This is a genomic window from Microvirga sp. HS2 (assembly GCF_055792805.1).
Map to the genome: position 1 here is coordinate 107,244 of NZ_JBVVAJ010000005.1, position 13,396 is coordinate 120,639.

The following is a 13,396-nucleotide window of genomic DNA, read 5'->3' on the forward strand; positions in this document are numbered from 1 at the left end:
CTTTCTCGAGGACGAGCTTGTCTTAAAGCTTGGGCAGATGGCCCTAGCGTCCAGTCTTCGGAACCGCACGGCGTCGCGGATAACAATGACGCTCCTCTGCTCGTCATCCTTATTCCCCGTCGCCGGGCGTGTCCGGCCATCCACGTCTTCGTGGGCCGCACCGGGTCAAAGACGTGGGTGCCCGCAACACGTGCGCGCATGACGCGGAGTGCCGGGCCGACGAGAGAAGTGCACGTCGTGGGACGAAGGCGCTAGGCCGTGTCCCTCACCGGCTTGGATCGCGCGAGGTCGTTCAATGCACCGCGCAGATCGTCCGGCGCGAGGTCCGACAGGCGCGCTTCGATCGCCGCATGAAGATCGCGCCAGACCGGCACTGCGGACGCCAGCACCGTCCGCCCCTTCCCGGTCAGGTGGAGAAGACGGCTGCGGCGGTCGTCCGGGTCGACCGTGATTGCCACGAGGCCGTCGCGCTCGAGCGGCTTCAGGGCCGCCGTCAGCGTCGTCCGGTCCATCGCCAGCAAATGCGCAACCTGACCGATGGCGGGCGGTTTCGGGCGGTTCAGGGCATTGAGCAGTGAGAATTGTCCGGAGGTGAGGCCGAGGGGCTGGAACGCCTCGTCGAACAGCCGCGAGAGCGTTCGCGCGGCCCTCTGCGCGTGAAGGCAGAGACAGGCATCGCGCACATGGATCGTCGTCTCGAAGGGTACATCGCGGGCGTTTGACATGGCCGGATTATGTTGATATCAACTCAAATTGTCAAGACACAAAGAGGGACCAAGGGAGACGCACGATGAAATACGTCGATGGATTCGTCGTGGCCGTGAAGGCCGACAACAAGGAAGCCTACCGCGCCTTCGCCGCGAAGGCCGCGCCGCTGTTCAAGGAATTCGGCGCGACGCGCATGGTCGAGTGCTGGGGCGACGACGTGCCGGAGGGCAAGCTCACCGATTTTCGTATGGCCGTGAAGGCCGCGGCTGACGAGGTCGTGGTGTTCAGCTGGATCGAATATCCCTCGAAGGAGGTTCGGGACGCGGCCATGCAGAAGATGATGACCGATCCTCGCATGCAGGCCATGGGCGAGATGCCTTTCGACGGCAAGCGCATGATCTTCGGCGGCTTCGTGCCGATCCTGGACGTCTAGGAGCCTCACCATGGCCAATCAGCATGGCGATTTCGTCTGGTATGAACTCCTGACCACGGACGCCGACGCGGCTGCCCGCTTCTACGGCGCGGTCGTCGGCTGGCGGAACCGCCGGGCGGAAGGATCGGACCTGGACTACCGGATCTTCGGGATCGGCGGCGTCGATATTGCCGGCTTCATGACGATCCGGGCAGCCGAGACGACGGGCATGCGCCCGCGCTGGCTGGGCTATATCGGCGTTCGCGATGTCGACGCGGCGGCCTCGGACATCGTGCAGGCCGGTGGCGAGCAGCATGTGCCGCCAACCGACATTCCGGGCGTCGGGCGTTTCGCGATGCTGGCCGACCCCCAGGGCGCCCTCTTCTACGTGATGCGCGGCGCGATGGAGGGCACGAGCACGTCGTTCGACCAGAGCCAACCCGGCCATTGCCATTGGAACGAGCTCGCCACGTCCGATCAGAACGCCGCGCTCGACTTCTACACGCGGCTGTTCGCCTGGGAGAAGGGTGACGCGATGCCGATGGGCGCCATGGGCGATTACCGGTTCATCGAGCATCGGGGCCAAGGGATCGGCGCGGTGATGAACCGGATGGAGGGCGGCCCTCCCCCGGCCTGGACCTTCTATTTCGGCGTGATGGACATCGATGCGGCGGCCCAGGCCGTGTCGGACAACGGCGGCACGATCCATTATGGGCCCGCCGAGGTTCCCGGCGGCGTCCACATCATCGTCGCGAGCGATCCGCAGGGCGCCATGTTCGGCCTCGTCGGCCCGAAGGCCCCGGCGAGAGGATGACCACGACCGTCACGGCCGCAACGGATGCGGCCATGACGTGTGCAGCGGCCCGCCACGATACCCCTCATCGTCATCCCCCGGCCTTGTGCCGGGGATCCACGTCTTTGAGGCGCAGCGGATCCCAAGACGTGGGTGGCCGGATCAAGTCCGGGGGATGACGATGAAGGGCAATGGCGAGGGGCGATGACGGTCAAGGATCCGCTTTCTGACGTCCTCCGCCGTCATCCCCGGGCTTGTCCCGGGGATCCACGTCTTTGGAGCCGTCGAGACGTGAATGCCCGCGACGAGCGCGGGCATGACGGGAGAAAGCCATGACGGTGTGAGACGGAAGGGTCTCATGACGGGAGGACGGAGCGGATCACACGGGAAGCGGCTTTTTTGCCGCGCTGCCCGAACATCCCGCAGCGCTCCACATTGCCTCCTCAGACACACCAGCGTGGAATGAGGACAGGCCGTGACAGCGAAAAAGACGGAAGACGACCTCGTCGATGCAGGGTCGGAATTCTCCTTCCCGGCCAGCGACCCGCCGTCCTACATGGGCGGCACCCTGGTTGCGGGCGCGCCCGCGCATGACGGATCGCCGCCGCGTGAGCCGGTGAATCACGAACTCCTTGCGCCCGACGAGGCGAAGCCCGCCGAGAGGGTCCCTCAGGGCACCGATCCGGCGCGGGTGGGCAAGGCGCCGCCCCAGCCGGGCTCGGGCGGCAACAATCCTTAAAATGCGGCCGGGACGACGGCTTCAGGCCTCGCTCTGCAGATAGGGCTCGACCTTGCCCTTGAGCTTGATCGTCATGGGATTGCCGAAGCGGTCCTTGGCGGCGCCGGCGATCACGCGGACCCAGCCCTCGCTGACGCAATATTCGTCAACGTTGGTCTTCTCCGCTCCGTTGAAGCGGATCCCCACGCCCTTGGCCAGCAGCTCCTCGTTGTAATAGGGACTGTTCGGGTTCGTGGACAGACGGTCGGGAAGCGTGTCGGACATGCGCGATGGTCTCCGTTCGGGGTCAAAATCGGCCCGCAACCTAACCGCTCGCAGCCGGGATGCCAATTCTCGAACCGCCGTCCCGTGACACTGTTCCACTCTGCTCTATTTCCCTTTCGGCACCTTGAGACTATCAAGACCTCAGACGGTACAGCTTCGGAGGAGGACATCGTGTCGGTCGGGACAGAGGGCGTTCACACGGATTTCGCGGACAACATGAGCTATGGGGATTATCTCCAGCTCGACACCCTTCTCTCCTCCCAGAGGCCCCTGACGGCGGAGCATGACGAGCTTCTGTTCATCACCATCCACCAGGTGATGGAGCTGTGGCTCAAGCTCCTGAACCGGGAGCTGGATACGGCCCTCGCCCATCTGCGCGCCGACGAGCTTCAGCCCGCCTTCAAATGCACGGCGCGCATCAATCGGATCCAGGAGCAGCTCATCCAGGCCTGGACGGTGCTCTCCACCATGACGCCGTCCGATTATCTCAGCTTCAGGCCCGCGCTCGGCCGCTCGTCCGGCTTCCAGTCGTGGCAATACCGCCTCGTGGAATTCAAGCTCGGCGCGAAGGACGCGGTGAAGATGGCGCCGCACAAGCACCGCAGCGATCTCGCGGAGCAGCTCGACGCCGCCTATCACGCGCCGAGCCTCTACGACGAGGCGCTGCGCCTTCTGGCGCGGCGCGGTTATCTCGTGCCCGCCGACGTGCTGAACCGGGACGTGACGCAGCCCTATGCCGCGCACCCGGGTGTCGAGGCCGTGTGGGAGGACATCTACCGTCATTCGAGCGAGCATTTCGATCTCTACGAACTCGCCGAAGAGCTGGTCGATCTCGAGGACGCGTTCCAGCAATGGCGCTTCCGGCACATGAAGACGGTGGAGCGCATCATCGGCATGCGCCGCGGCACAGGCGGCAGCACCGGGGTCGCCTATCTGCGCAAGGCGCTGGAGCAGTATTTCTTCCCCGAACTCTGGTCCGTGCGCGGCAAGCTCTGATCGTCGAGGCCCCCATGCTCGATCTGCGTTCCCACTTCTCCCGTTTCCTCAACGCCGCGCCGGAGCGCCTTCATTTCGCGGCGCACAGCCACCATCCCTGGCCGGACGTCACGCGCGAGGCGCACCTGCAGGCCTGGGACGATGCCGCCCGCCTCGTCGACGACAAATGGGAGCATGTGCTCGGCCCCGTCTTCGACGAGTTTCGCGCGCATGTGGCAAGCCATCTCGGTCTTCCCGATCCGGGCACGATCGCCGTTGCGCCCAACACGCACGAATTCCTCAAGCGCATTCTCTCCTGCTTCGCGGCGGACAGGCCGGTCCGCATCCTGACCTCGGACGGCGAATTCCATTCCTTCAGCCGGCAGATCGCGCGCCTGGAAGAGGACGGGAGCGCCATCGTCACGCGCGTTCCGACGGAGCCCTTCACGACCTTCGAGGACCGCTTCTGCGCAGTGGCGAGCGACGCGTTCGATCTCGTCTTCGTCAGCCAGGTCTTCTTCAATTCGGGCTTCGCCCCGGATGTGCGACGGCTCGCGGAGGCCGCTCACTCCGATGCCATGGTGGTGATCGACGGGTATCACGGCTTCATGGCGCGGGCGACGGACCTGAGCTCCATCGCGGACTGCGCCTTCTACATGGCGGGCGGCTACAAATACGCCATGGCGGGCGAAGGCGCCTGCTTCATGCATTGCCCGCCGGGCTGGGGATTGCGCCCGCGCGACACCGGCTGGTACGCCGCCTTCGGCAACCTCGCCAACGCGCAGCGGGGACAGGTCGGCTACAGCGAGGACGGCTGGCGCTTCATGGGCGCGACCTTCGATCCCTCGGGCATCTACCGCTTCAACGCGGTGATGCGCTGGCTCAGGGCCGAGGGCATCACGCCGGCCATCGTGCACGCCCACGCGAAGGCGCTGCAGCAGCATTTCCTGCGGCATGTTCCCGAAATTCCGACCCTCGGCGAGGCCCGCCTCGTCGTGCCGCAGGACGAGATGCGGCGCGGCAATTTCCTGACCTTCGAGACGGAACAGGCCCAGAGCCTCTATGCCCGCCTCAAGCGGCACCATGTGGTCACCGACGTCAGGGGTGACCGGCTGCGGATCGGGTTCGGCCTCTACCAGACACAGGAGGAGGTGGACGAGTTCACCAGACGCCTGCAGGCGGACGCGGCGCTCGCCTGACCTTGGAAGCGATACCGACTCTGGAATCCCGATGGGCCTGAAGGCCCGTATTTGCAATGTTATTACTTATGATTTAGTGAACTCCTGGGAAGTTGCACCTGTCCCAGGAGGGCCCCATGGCCGAACTGCAGATTCTGAACCTCGACGGCGACACGGTTATCCGGGTCCCGAACGGAGCGCCGGTGTCGATCGACACGGGCTCCAATGTGGCAATCGTGCCCGGCGATCATCCGCTCCAGCGCCTCCAGATCAATCTGTGGACCGGTCCGATCACGAATGTTCTCAGTCTCCAGCTCGCCGATGGCGGGGTCACGGCTCCCGAGGGCGTTGTGGCGGGCAAGCCCATCCAGGTGGGCGACATCGTCATCGGGACCATCGCGTATGCGGACGACGCCGGGATAGGCTTTGACTTCAACGAAGCCGCCTCTCCGGCGCTGGTCCAGCAGCTCATCCGCGCCGTCGCCTATGCCGATACGTCCACGGCGAGCGGTTTCACGTCGGGAAGCTTGATCGGTCTGCTGCTGGAGGACAGCGGTGGGTATTCGGCCGAAGCCCTCGTCACCATCGCCGACCGCGTCGTCGGAACCGGAGCTTCCGATGTCTTCACGGCAGACAGGAACACCTTGAGCAGCGGCGACGAGCTGGCAGGCGGCGATGGCGACGACACCCTGATCCTGACCGGCGGCGACGAGTTCGATCTGCATCTGATGGGTGAATTGTCGAGCGTCGAGACGATCAAGGGCACGGCCGCCGACGACTGGATCGTCATCGCGGGAAGCCAGCTCACCGATGTCCGGAGAATCGAGGGCGAGGGAGCGACGATCGGCGACACGCTGGTGATCAGGGGAAACTCGATCGATCTCACCAACACGGACATCATCGGCTTCGGCAAGATCAATCTCGTCAACAACGGTGCCGAGATCACCGTCGACGACGCAGCGACCGCCAAGCTCGTCAACGGACGAGACACGACGAACGACAAGCTGACTCTGACCGTGGGAACCCTGACGGCGCAGGAGCGGCAGGCGCTGCACCTCCAGGGCGTCGACACCATCGTCGCGCGTGAGGTCGAGGGCGGCGCATACGTGACCACGACCCATCACGCCCCAACGGTCACGAATTTCGACGGGAACTCCATCAACGCCGTTCTCGGCACCCCGGTCTTCATTGATTTCAACCGGGATGCCGTGCTGAGCGTGGATGACGGACGGCTGAGTTTTCTGTCCGTGCACATGATGGGAAATGCCGATCCGGACGAGGTCATCGGGATCGCCTCTTCAACGAGATTGACGCTCTCGAACACGAACAATTCCAACACCAAGAACCTGCAATACGATGGGGCGGTCATCGGCCTCGTCGAGGGCTGGGGATCGTCTTCCCTCAGCATCACCTTCAATACGAACGCGACGGCAGCGATGGCCCAGGACGTCCTTCGCTCGCTGACCTATACCAAAGCGAACGGCGCCTTTGCGGAATCGCGCACGATCGACATTTCGATGATCGATGTCGGCGGACGGCAAGCGCAGGCGGACGTCTCCGTCTACCCGCCCGTCACGCGATCCCTCACCGACGGCGTCGACGACATCGTCGGAACGGACGCCAACGAGATTTTCGAGGCCACGCCGGAGAACCTCATGGTCGCAGGCGACCGGCTCGACGGGGGCGGCGGAACCGACACGCTCCAATTGATCACACAAAGCCCGGGGCCCGTCGGGTTCGACCTTTACCGCATGGCCAGCCTGTCCGGCATCGAGATCATCCGAGGCTCCGCCCAGGATGACGACATCAGCATCGCCGCCACCCAATTGGCGGGCGTCACGACGATCGACGGCGGCGGGCATAACGGCACGACCGGCGACGGCAGCAACGGCGACACGTTGTCTTTCCGCGCCGGAACGTCTTTCGACCTGAGCGGCAAGACCGTTACCGACTTCTGGAGAATCAGGCTCTGGAATGACGGGACAGAGGTGACCGTCGACAACATTGAGACCGCTCAGTTGGTGGACGGCCGCCTCACGCAGAGCGATCATCTGATCCTGACCGGGCACGACCTGTCGGATGCCGAGAGGGAGGCCTATTTCCTGAGGGGGATCGACAAGATCACCGATAGAAGCGGGCGCACCACCGAGAATCTGGCGCCCTCGCTGAGCAATATCGACGGCGACAGCATCCGACTTCAGGCCGGAGAGAGCGCGCTCGTCGATGCCGGAGGCAATGTGCAGATCGCAGGCGAGGACAATGATCTGGCGAGCCTCTCCTTCTCTTCGCTGCAGAAATTCGGTGATACCGACACATTCGTGGACATCCATATCGGGAACGGCATTGCTCTCAGCAACGCGCTGAATCATGGCAGCGAGATCACTGTCGACGGCGTTCAGATCGGCAAGATAGGCGACACGTCCAGTCAGTGGAGCCTCGACATCGAGTTCTACCCAGCAGCGACCCGCGCCCTCGTGGAAAAGCTGATCAAGGCACTCGCCTACAAAAACACCTCCGCGGACAATCACCTTCTGGACCATGATGCACTTGTCCTCGCGATCACGGACAAGGCAGCGCATTACTCCGAGGCCTCCGTCATCGTTACCATCGCTCCTGACAGTGCAACCATTCTGACCGAAGGCACCGACGACATCACCGGAACCGATGCAGAAGAAGCCTATACGGCTGCTGCCGGCACCATCACCGCAGGCGACAGGCTCGACGGCGGTGGAGGCAACGACACTCTGGTGCTCGGTATGGGCGCAAGCGACCTGACCTTTTTCGCGGCATTCACGGGCATCGAGACCCTCCAGGGCTCGGCAGGCGCCGACACCATCGTGGCCAATGCGGCCATCCTGGCCAGCGGCATCACGCATATCAACGGCGGCGGCGGCACGGACCGGCTCCATCTCGCAGCCGGCGCTTACGATTTGAGCGACAAGACCATCGAGGCCATGGAGGCGATCATTCTCCAGGGCAACGGGAGCCTGACCTTCGATGACCGCGCGACGGCTCTCCTAGCAGGCGCGGCGCAAGGCGTGACGGCCTCCGTCACGCTCACGGGATCCGCCTTCACCCTGGCCGAGCGCGCCCAGCTCTTCCGGCAGGGCATCGCGACCATCACCGATGCGGGCGGCACCTATGCCAACGCCGATCCGGACGGGATCAGCCTGAGCGCAACGAGCGTCAGCGAGCTGGCCAGCATCAACGCCGTCGTGGGCACTCTCGCGGCGAGCGATCCGAACAGCGGCGATACCTTCACCTACCAATTGCTCAACACTGCAGGCGGGCGCTTCAAGCTGGTGCAGGAAGGTGAATCCTGGACGATCAAAGTCGCCAACCGCCTCCTGCTCGATTTCGAGCAGGCCCAGGTGCACACCATCCGGGTCAAGGTGACCGATCAGGAAGGCGGCTCCTACGAGCAGGACCTGACCATCACCGTTGGCGACGTGCTCGGCGAACGGGCCACCGGATCGTCAGGCAAGGACAAGCTCTACGGCAATATCGGCCGGGATGCGTTCAACGGTGGCGGCGGCAATGACACATTGAAGGGCGGCATCGACAACGACACGCTGAACGGCGGCGCCGGCAACGACGTGCTCTATGGCGGGACGGGCTCCGACAAGTTCGTGTTCAGTACGAGCTTCAGCAGCCGGACCAACAAGGATCGGATCATGGACTGGAACAAGACCGCCGACACGATCCTGCTGGAGAACGGCGTGTTCAAGGCGCTCAAGAAGACCGGCACGCTCAGCAAGAGCTTCTTCAAGCTCGGCGCGGCTGCAGCCGATGCCAACGACTACATCGGCTACAACAAGGCCACCGGCGACCTGTGGTACGACGCGAACGGCAACAAGGCCGGCGGGCAGGTGGTGTTCGCCAATATCGGCAAGGACAAGGCCATCGCCTATAACGACTTCGCCGTGATCTAGCGGATCGTGCGAACCCGCTTACTCCTCCATGCGACTATTGCGGCGGAGTACGGGCTCCGGCAACCTCCACCGTCATCCCCGGCCTTGGGCCGGGGATCCACGCCTTTCCGCCGAAGACGTGGATTGCCGCGACAAGCGCGGCCATGACGGTAGAGCCAGGCCGAAACGGCGATCGAAGAGCAAGACTGCGGCAGCGTTGCCGCCGCGGTCTTCATATTATCGCCCGACCGTCTGCATGCCCGCCGCTGCATAGCGCGTTCCGGCAGCGGCGCCGGGCGGCATGATGCGGTCGATCCGATCGAGATCGTCCTTCGTCAGCGTGACGTCGCGGGCTTCGATATTCTGCTCCAGATATGTGCGACGCTTGGTGCCGGGGATCGGCACGATGTCGTCGCCTTGAGCAAGCACCCAGGCGAGCGCGAGCTGTGCGGGGGTGCAGCCCTTCTCCTGCGCCATTTTTTCGATCTCGCGCACGAGGTCGAGATTCATCTGGAAGTTCTCGCCCTGGAAACGCGGAGCGGTTCGGCGGATATCATCCGGCTCCAGATCGTCGATGCTCTTGATCTGTCCCGTGAGGAACCCGCGTCCGAGCGGCGAATAGGGCACGAAGCCGATCCCGAGCTCGCGCACGGTAGCTAGAATCTCATCCTCCGGGTCGCGGCTCCAGAGGGAATATTCCGTCTGCAGAGCGGTGATGGGGTGAACCGCATGCGCGCGGCGGATCGTCTGGGGCGCGGCCTCCGAGAGCCCGAGATAGCGCACCTTGCCCTCGCGCACGAGCTCGGCCATGGCGCCCACCGTGTCCTCAATGGGCGTGTCCGGATCGACCCGGTGCTGGTAGTACAGATCGATCACGTCGACCTTCAATCGCCAGAGGCTCGCCTCGCAGGCCTGGCGCACGTAATCGGGCTTGCCGCTGATGCCGAGGCGCTCGCCGTTGGGTCCACGCACATTGCCGAACTTGGTGGCGAGCACCACCTTGTCGCGGCGATCTTTGATGGCGCGGCCCACGAGTTCCTCGTTGTGCCCGACCCCATACATGTCGGCGGTGTCGAGGAAGGTCACGCCGAGTTCGATGGCCCGGTGGATCGTGGCGATGGATTCGTCCTCGTCACGCCCGCCGTAGAACTCCGACATGCCCATGCAGCCGAGACCGATGGCGGAGACTTTCAACTGTCCGAGATGGCGTGTCTGCATGGCGTTCTCCTGGCCGGGCGCCGATCGGCGCGAGGCCCGGGAACTAGCGCCTAAACGATATTCGACCAGTCCATCGCAGTGGCCGATCCCGCCCGCAAAAGAACGATTCCGGTTTCGAAGGTCCCGTTACCGTCAAGGTCGGAGAGAAGATAGCCTGTGTTCGTCCCGGCATTGTAGAGAAACCCGTAGCGAACCGACGGGTCGGTGAAGAGGCTCTCGGCCGCCGTCGCGGCAGCGCGAATGGAATTCGCCGCGGTGACCGCTTCGCCGTAATTCGAAGCCGATCCGGCGATGGACATGTCGATCCGGTCGCCCGCGCTCCAATCGGCGATGACGTCAGCCGTCGCGGTGGTGATCCCCGTCTCGCCCAACTGGAAACTGAACGTATCGGTCCCGCTTCCACCGGTGAGCCAATCCGATCCCGTTCCTCCGGCGAGGATGTCATTGCCCGACCCGCCGTTCAGAGTGTCGTTTCCGGCGCCGCCATCCAATCTGTCGTGGCCCGCCTGTCCATCCAGGAAATCTCTCCCGGCCCCGCCATAGAGTCGATCGCCGGTAAGATTGCTGCTCTCGCCGCCGCCATACAGGGTGTCGTTGCCTGCTCCGCCATAGAGGGTGTCCGAGGAGCCTCCGCCATTCAGCGTGTCATTGCCGTCCCCTCCCTCGAGCCTGTCGTTGCCGAAGGCGCCGATCACGCTGTCGTTCCCAGCTCCTCCGTCAAGAACGTCGTCGCCAAGCCCGCCGAATATCAAATCGTGTCCGTCCCCACCGAACAGCTGATTCCTGCCGGTCGGTTCGGTTCCCGATCCCGCAGTCAGAGTGTCGTTGCCGCTTCCGCCATACAGCTCGTTGTTGCCCTCTCCCCCATTCAGGATGTCGTTGCCGGATCCGCCATACAGGGTGTCGTTGCCACCTCCGCCGTCCAGGGAGTCGTTGCCGCTCCCGCCGTCGAGAAAATCGTTGTCGAAGGGTGAGCCGCCGCCACCGATCAGGGTGTCGTCGCCGGCCCCGCCGACCAGCGTGTTTCTGTCCGAGCTCCCCGTCAGGATGTCGTTGCCCGTCCCCCCGTAAAGGGTGTCGAAGCCGAACCGGCCGCCGTCCAAAGTGTCGTTGCCGCTCCCGCCATCCAGGAAATCGCTTCCGATCGGGTCGATCCCGCTGTCGCCGCTCAACCGGTCGTCGCCCGACCCGCCGATCAGGACGTCACTCACGTCTCCTCCGGTCAGGGTGTCGTTGCCGGCTCCGCCATGCAGAGTATCGGAACCGAACCCGCCGCCGCTCAAGCTATCGTTGCCGCTGCCGCCATCGAGCCAGTCGCTGCCGGCCAAGCCGCTCAGCGTGTCGTTGCCGCGCCCGCCATAGATGGAATCGTCGCCCGCCGTGCCCGGGAGGATGTCGTCGGCTGGCGTTCCAAGGATAACTGCCATGATCTCAGTCTCCTGTTCTGCGGTTCGCTGAATGGCGAGCGAGCTTCCATTGGTCGCGGCCCTGCTGGTGGCGGCGACCTGCTTCGACGGAACACGACAGACGGCACTTCGATGCTCGACATCGAGGATCTCTCGTTGCCTCGCATGAACTCACGCATGACCGGCATCGAGCAACGGGTGCATCGAGTCTACGAAGGGCGGCAGGAAACACCATTGATAAAACGGGTATTCCTACTCCTAAAGCCGTAGCCTCTTTCCCTGATGGAAATCTTTCAGGCACGCGTTCAGAACACCTGGAGCAGAGCCCAGCTCGAGAGGCGAATATCCTGCGATGTTGCGCTCTCCCGAAGAGCGCAGGGATCGCGTGTCAGGCCACCTGTCCCGCGCACCAGCCGGACGACCAAGCCCATTGGAAATTGTAGCCGCCGAGCCAGCCCGTCACGTCCACCACCTCGCCGATCATGTAGAGGCCGGGAATGGACTTGGCTTCCATGGTCCGTGAATCGAGCTCGCGGGTGTCGACGCCGCCCAGCGTCACCTCGGCCGTGCGATAGCCTTCCGAGCCCGCGGGCTTGAAGCGCCACCGGTTCACCGCTTCGTCGATGCGCCGCAGATATTTGTCGGAGCAATCGGCGAGGTTCGCAGGCCCCTTCTCCGACTCCGCGATCAGCTGCGCGAGGCGCTTCGGCAGAAAGGCGGAGAGCGCCGTCTGCAGCGCCTGCCTGCCGTTCTGGGCGCGGGCCGCGCGCAATTCCTCGAACAGGTTCACGCCGGGCAGCATGGACACGACGATCTCCGCGCCCTCGCGCCAATAGGACGAAATCTGCAGGATCGCCGGGCCGCTCAATCCACGATGGGTGAACAGCATCGCCTCGGCGAACGTGGTCTTGCCGCAGCCGACCACCGCATCGACGGAAACGCCCGCGAGAGGCGTCAGCCGCTCGAGCAATGTCGGCTCGAGGGTGAGCGGAACGAGCGCGGGCCGGGTTTCGAGAACGTTCAAACCGAACTGACGCGCGAGATCGTAGCCGAAGCCGGTCGCCCCCATTTTCGGAATCGACTTGCCGCCCGTCGCCACGACGAGGGAGCGGCACTGCACCGCTCCGTTCGAGAGGGTGAGATGAAAGCCGCCCGCGTTCTTCTCCACCTGCGTCACGGATGTCTGCAGGCGCAGCGCGACGCCCGCCTGCTTCATCTCGGTGAGGAGCAGATCCACGATCTGCCGCGAGGAGCCATCGCAGAACAGCTGGCCGAGCGTCTTTTCGTGATAGGCGATCCCGTAACGCTCCACGAGGGCGATGAAATCGGCTTGAGTGTAGCGGCGCAGGGCCGAGATGCAGAAGCTCGGGTTCTGCGAGATGTAGTTGGCGGGCGCAGCTTTGAGATTGGTGAAGTTGCACCGCCCTCCCCCGGAGATGCGAATCTTCTCGCCGGGCTTGGCCGCATGGTCGAGGATCAGCACGGAGCGCCCGCGCTTGCCGGCTTCGGCGGCGCACATCATGCCGGCTGCGCCGGCGCCGATCACCACGACATCGAACTGTTCCAAGAGACGCGTTCCCGAGAGGTTTTTCACACGAAGGCAGGCGAGCGGCGTTGGTAGTTCAGTTTGGCCGGATCGCGCAAGCTGGAGCAGACGATGGCCGCTCCCTCTCCGTCATGGCCGCGCTTGTCGCGGCCACCCACGTCTTGGAACTCCGGCGAAGTCAAGACGTGGATCCCCGGGACAAGCCCGGGGATGACGAGAGGGGATCACGACGCGGGCTCTCCATCC

12 protein-coding genes are annotated in these 13,396 nt (G+C 64.2%); 6 read left to right on the forward strand and 6 right to left on the reverse strand.

What is annotated here, in order from left to right:
- Window positions 1-251 precede the first annotated feature (251 nt).
- Window positions 252-725, reverse strand: a complete 474-nt coding sequence (locus ACS5Q0_RS06690) for a MarR family winged helix-turn-helix transcriptional regulator (protein ID WP_473125832.1) — start codon at window positions 723-725, stop codon at window positions 252-254.
- 65 nt (window positions 726-790) lie between these two features.
- Between ACS5Q0_RS06690 and ACS5Q0_RS06695 the strand changes: the two genes are divergently transcribed.
- The 3 genes from ACS5Q0_RS06695 (at window position 791) to ACS5Q0_RS06705 (ending at window position 2,652) form a co-directional block, all read left to right on the forward strand.
- Window positions 791-1,141: a DUF1428 domain-containing protein gene (locus ACS5Q0_RS06695; RefSeq protein WP_473125833.1), complete on the forward strand. Its 351-nt coding sequence runs from the start codon at window positions 791-793 to the stop codon at window positions 1,139-1,141.
- A gap of 10 nt (window positions 1,142-1,151) precedes the next feature.
- A complete protein-coding gene (locus ACS5Q0_RS06700; RefSeq protein WP_473125834.1) occupies window positions 1,152-1,934 on the forward strand; it encodes a VOC family protein in 783 nt (260 codons plus the stop codon).
- A 454-nt stretch (window positions 1,935-2,388) separates the two neighbouring features.
- Window positions 2,389-2,652, forward strand: a complete 264-nt coding sequence (locus ACS5Q0_RS06705; protein WP_473125835.1) for a hypothetical protein — start codon at window positions 2,389-2,391, stop codon at window positions 2,650-2,652.
- 21 nt (window positions 2,653-2,673) lie between these two features.
- Here ACS5Q0_RS06705 and ACS5Q0_RS06710 read toward each other — a convergent pair whose 3' ends face one another.
- Window positions 2,674-2,916 (reverse strand): DUF3297 family protein, encoded by a 243-nt coding sequence (locus tag ACS5Q0_RS06710; protein ID WP_473125836.1) that lies wholly within the window; start codon window positions 2,914-2,916, stop codon window positions 2,674-2,676.
- Window positions 2,917-3,087: 171 nt separating this feature from the next.
- Between ACS5Q0_RS06710 and kynA the strand changes: the two genes are divergently transcribed.
- The 3 genes from kynA (at window position 3,088) to ACS5Q0_RS06725 (ending at window position 9,001) form a co-directional block, all read left to right on the forward strand.
- Window positions 3,088-3,912: a tryptophan 2,3-dioxygenase gene (gene kynA, locus ACS5Q0_RS06715; RefSeq protein WP_473125837.1), complete on the forward strand. Its 825-nt coding sequence runs from the start codon at window positions 3,088-3,090 to the stop codon at window positions 3,910-3,912.
- Window positions 3,913-3,926: 14 nt separating this feature from the next.
- Window positions 3,927-5,090, forward strand: a complete 1,164-nt coding sequence (locus tag ACS5Q0_RS06720; RefSeq protein WP_473125838.1) for an aminotransferase class V-fold PLP-dependent enzyme — start codon at window positions 3,927-3,929, stop codon at window positions 5,088-5,090.
- 116 nt (window positions 5,091-5,206) lie between these two features.
- A complete protein-coding gene (locus tag ACS5Q0_RS06725; protein ID WP_473125839.1) occupies window positions 5,207-9,001 on the forward strand; it encodes a hypothetical protein in 3,795 nt (1,264 codons plus the stop codon).
- A 216-nt stretch (window positions 9,002-9,217) separates the two neighbouring features.
- On the opposite strand, the gene ACS5Q0_RS06730 is transcribed toward ACS5Q0_RS06725, so the two are convergent.
- The 4 genes from ACS5Q0_RS06730 to ACS5Q0_RS06745 all read right to left on the reverse strand — a co-directional run bounded on the left by ACS5Q0_RS06730 (window position 9,218) and on the right by ACS5Q0_RS06745 (window position 13,332).
- Window positions 9,218-10,198: an aldo/keto reductase gene (locus ACS5Q0_RS06730; protein ID WP_473125840.1), complete on the reverse strand. Its 981-nt coding sequence runs from the start codon at window positions 10,196-10,198 to the stop codon at window positions 9,218-9,220.
- Between the two features lie 50 nt (window positions 10,199-10,248).
- Window positions 10,249-11,625 carry a calcium-binding protein gene (locus ACS5Q0_RS06735; RefSeq protein ID WP_473125841.1) on the reverse strand — a complete coding sequence of 459 codons (1,377 nt, stop codon included), beginning with the start codon at window positions 11,623-11,625 and terminating at the stop codon, window positions 10,249-10,251.
- A gap of 367 nt (window positions 11,626-11,992) precedes the next feature.
- Window positions 11,993-13,171 carry a BaiN/RdsA family NAD(P)/FAD-dependent oxidoreductase gene (locus tag ACS5Q0_RS06740; RefSeq protein WP_473125842.1) on the reverse strand — a complete coding sequence of 393 codons (1,179 nt, stop codon included), beginning with the start codon at window positions 13,169-13,171 and terminating at the stop codon, window positions 11,993-11,995.
- 23 nt (window positions 13,172-13,194) lie between these two features.
- Complete coding sequence (locus ACS5Q0_RS06745) at window positions 13,195-13,332, reverse strand: hypothetical protein (RefSeq protein WP_473125843.1); 138 nt, start codon at window positions 13,330-13,332, stop codon at window positions 13,195-13,197.
- Window positions 13,333-13,396: the final 64 nt, after the last annotated feature.

What these genes read in the sequence shown, in the direction of transcription:
- ACS5Q0_RS06690 (WP_473125832.1), bottom strand. Translation starts at nt 725, where the DNA reads ATGTCAAACGCCCGCGATGTACCCTTCGAGACGACGATCCATGTGCGC.
- ACS5Q0_RS06695 (WP_473125833.1), top strand. Translation starts at nt 791, where the DNA reads ATGAAATACGTCGATGGATTCGTCGTGGCCGTGAAGGCCGACAACAAG.
- ACS5Q0_RS06700 (WP_473125834.1), top strand. Translation starts at nt 1,152, where the DNA reads ATGGCCAATCAGCATGGCGATTTCGTCTGGTATGAACTCCTGACCACG.
- ACS5Q0_RS06710 (WP_473125836.1), bottom strand. Translation starts at nt 2,916, where the DNA reads ATGTCCGACACGCTTCCCGACCGTCTGTCCACGAACCCGAACAGTCCC.
- ACS5Q0_RS06720 (WP_473125838.1), top strand. Translation starts at nt 3,927, where the DNA reads ATGCTCGATCTGCGTTCCCACTTCTCCCGTTTCCTCAACGCCGCGCCG.
- ACS5Q0_RS06725 (WP_473125839.1), top strand. Translation starts at nt 5,207, where the DNA reads ATGGCCGAACTGCAGATTCTGAACCTCGACGGCGACACGGTTATCCGG.
- ACS5Q0_RS06730 (WP_473125840.1), bottom strand. Translation starts at nt 10,198, where the DNA reads ATGCAGACACGCCATCTCGGACAGTTGAAAGTCTCCGCCATCGGTCTC.
- ACS5Q0_RS06735 (WP_473125841.1), bottom strand. Translation starts at nt 11,625, where the DNA reads ATGGCAGTTATCCTTGGAACGCCAGCCGACGACATCCTCCCGGGCACG.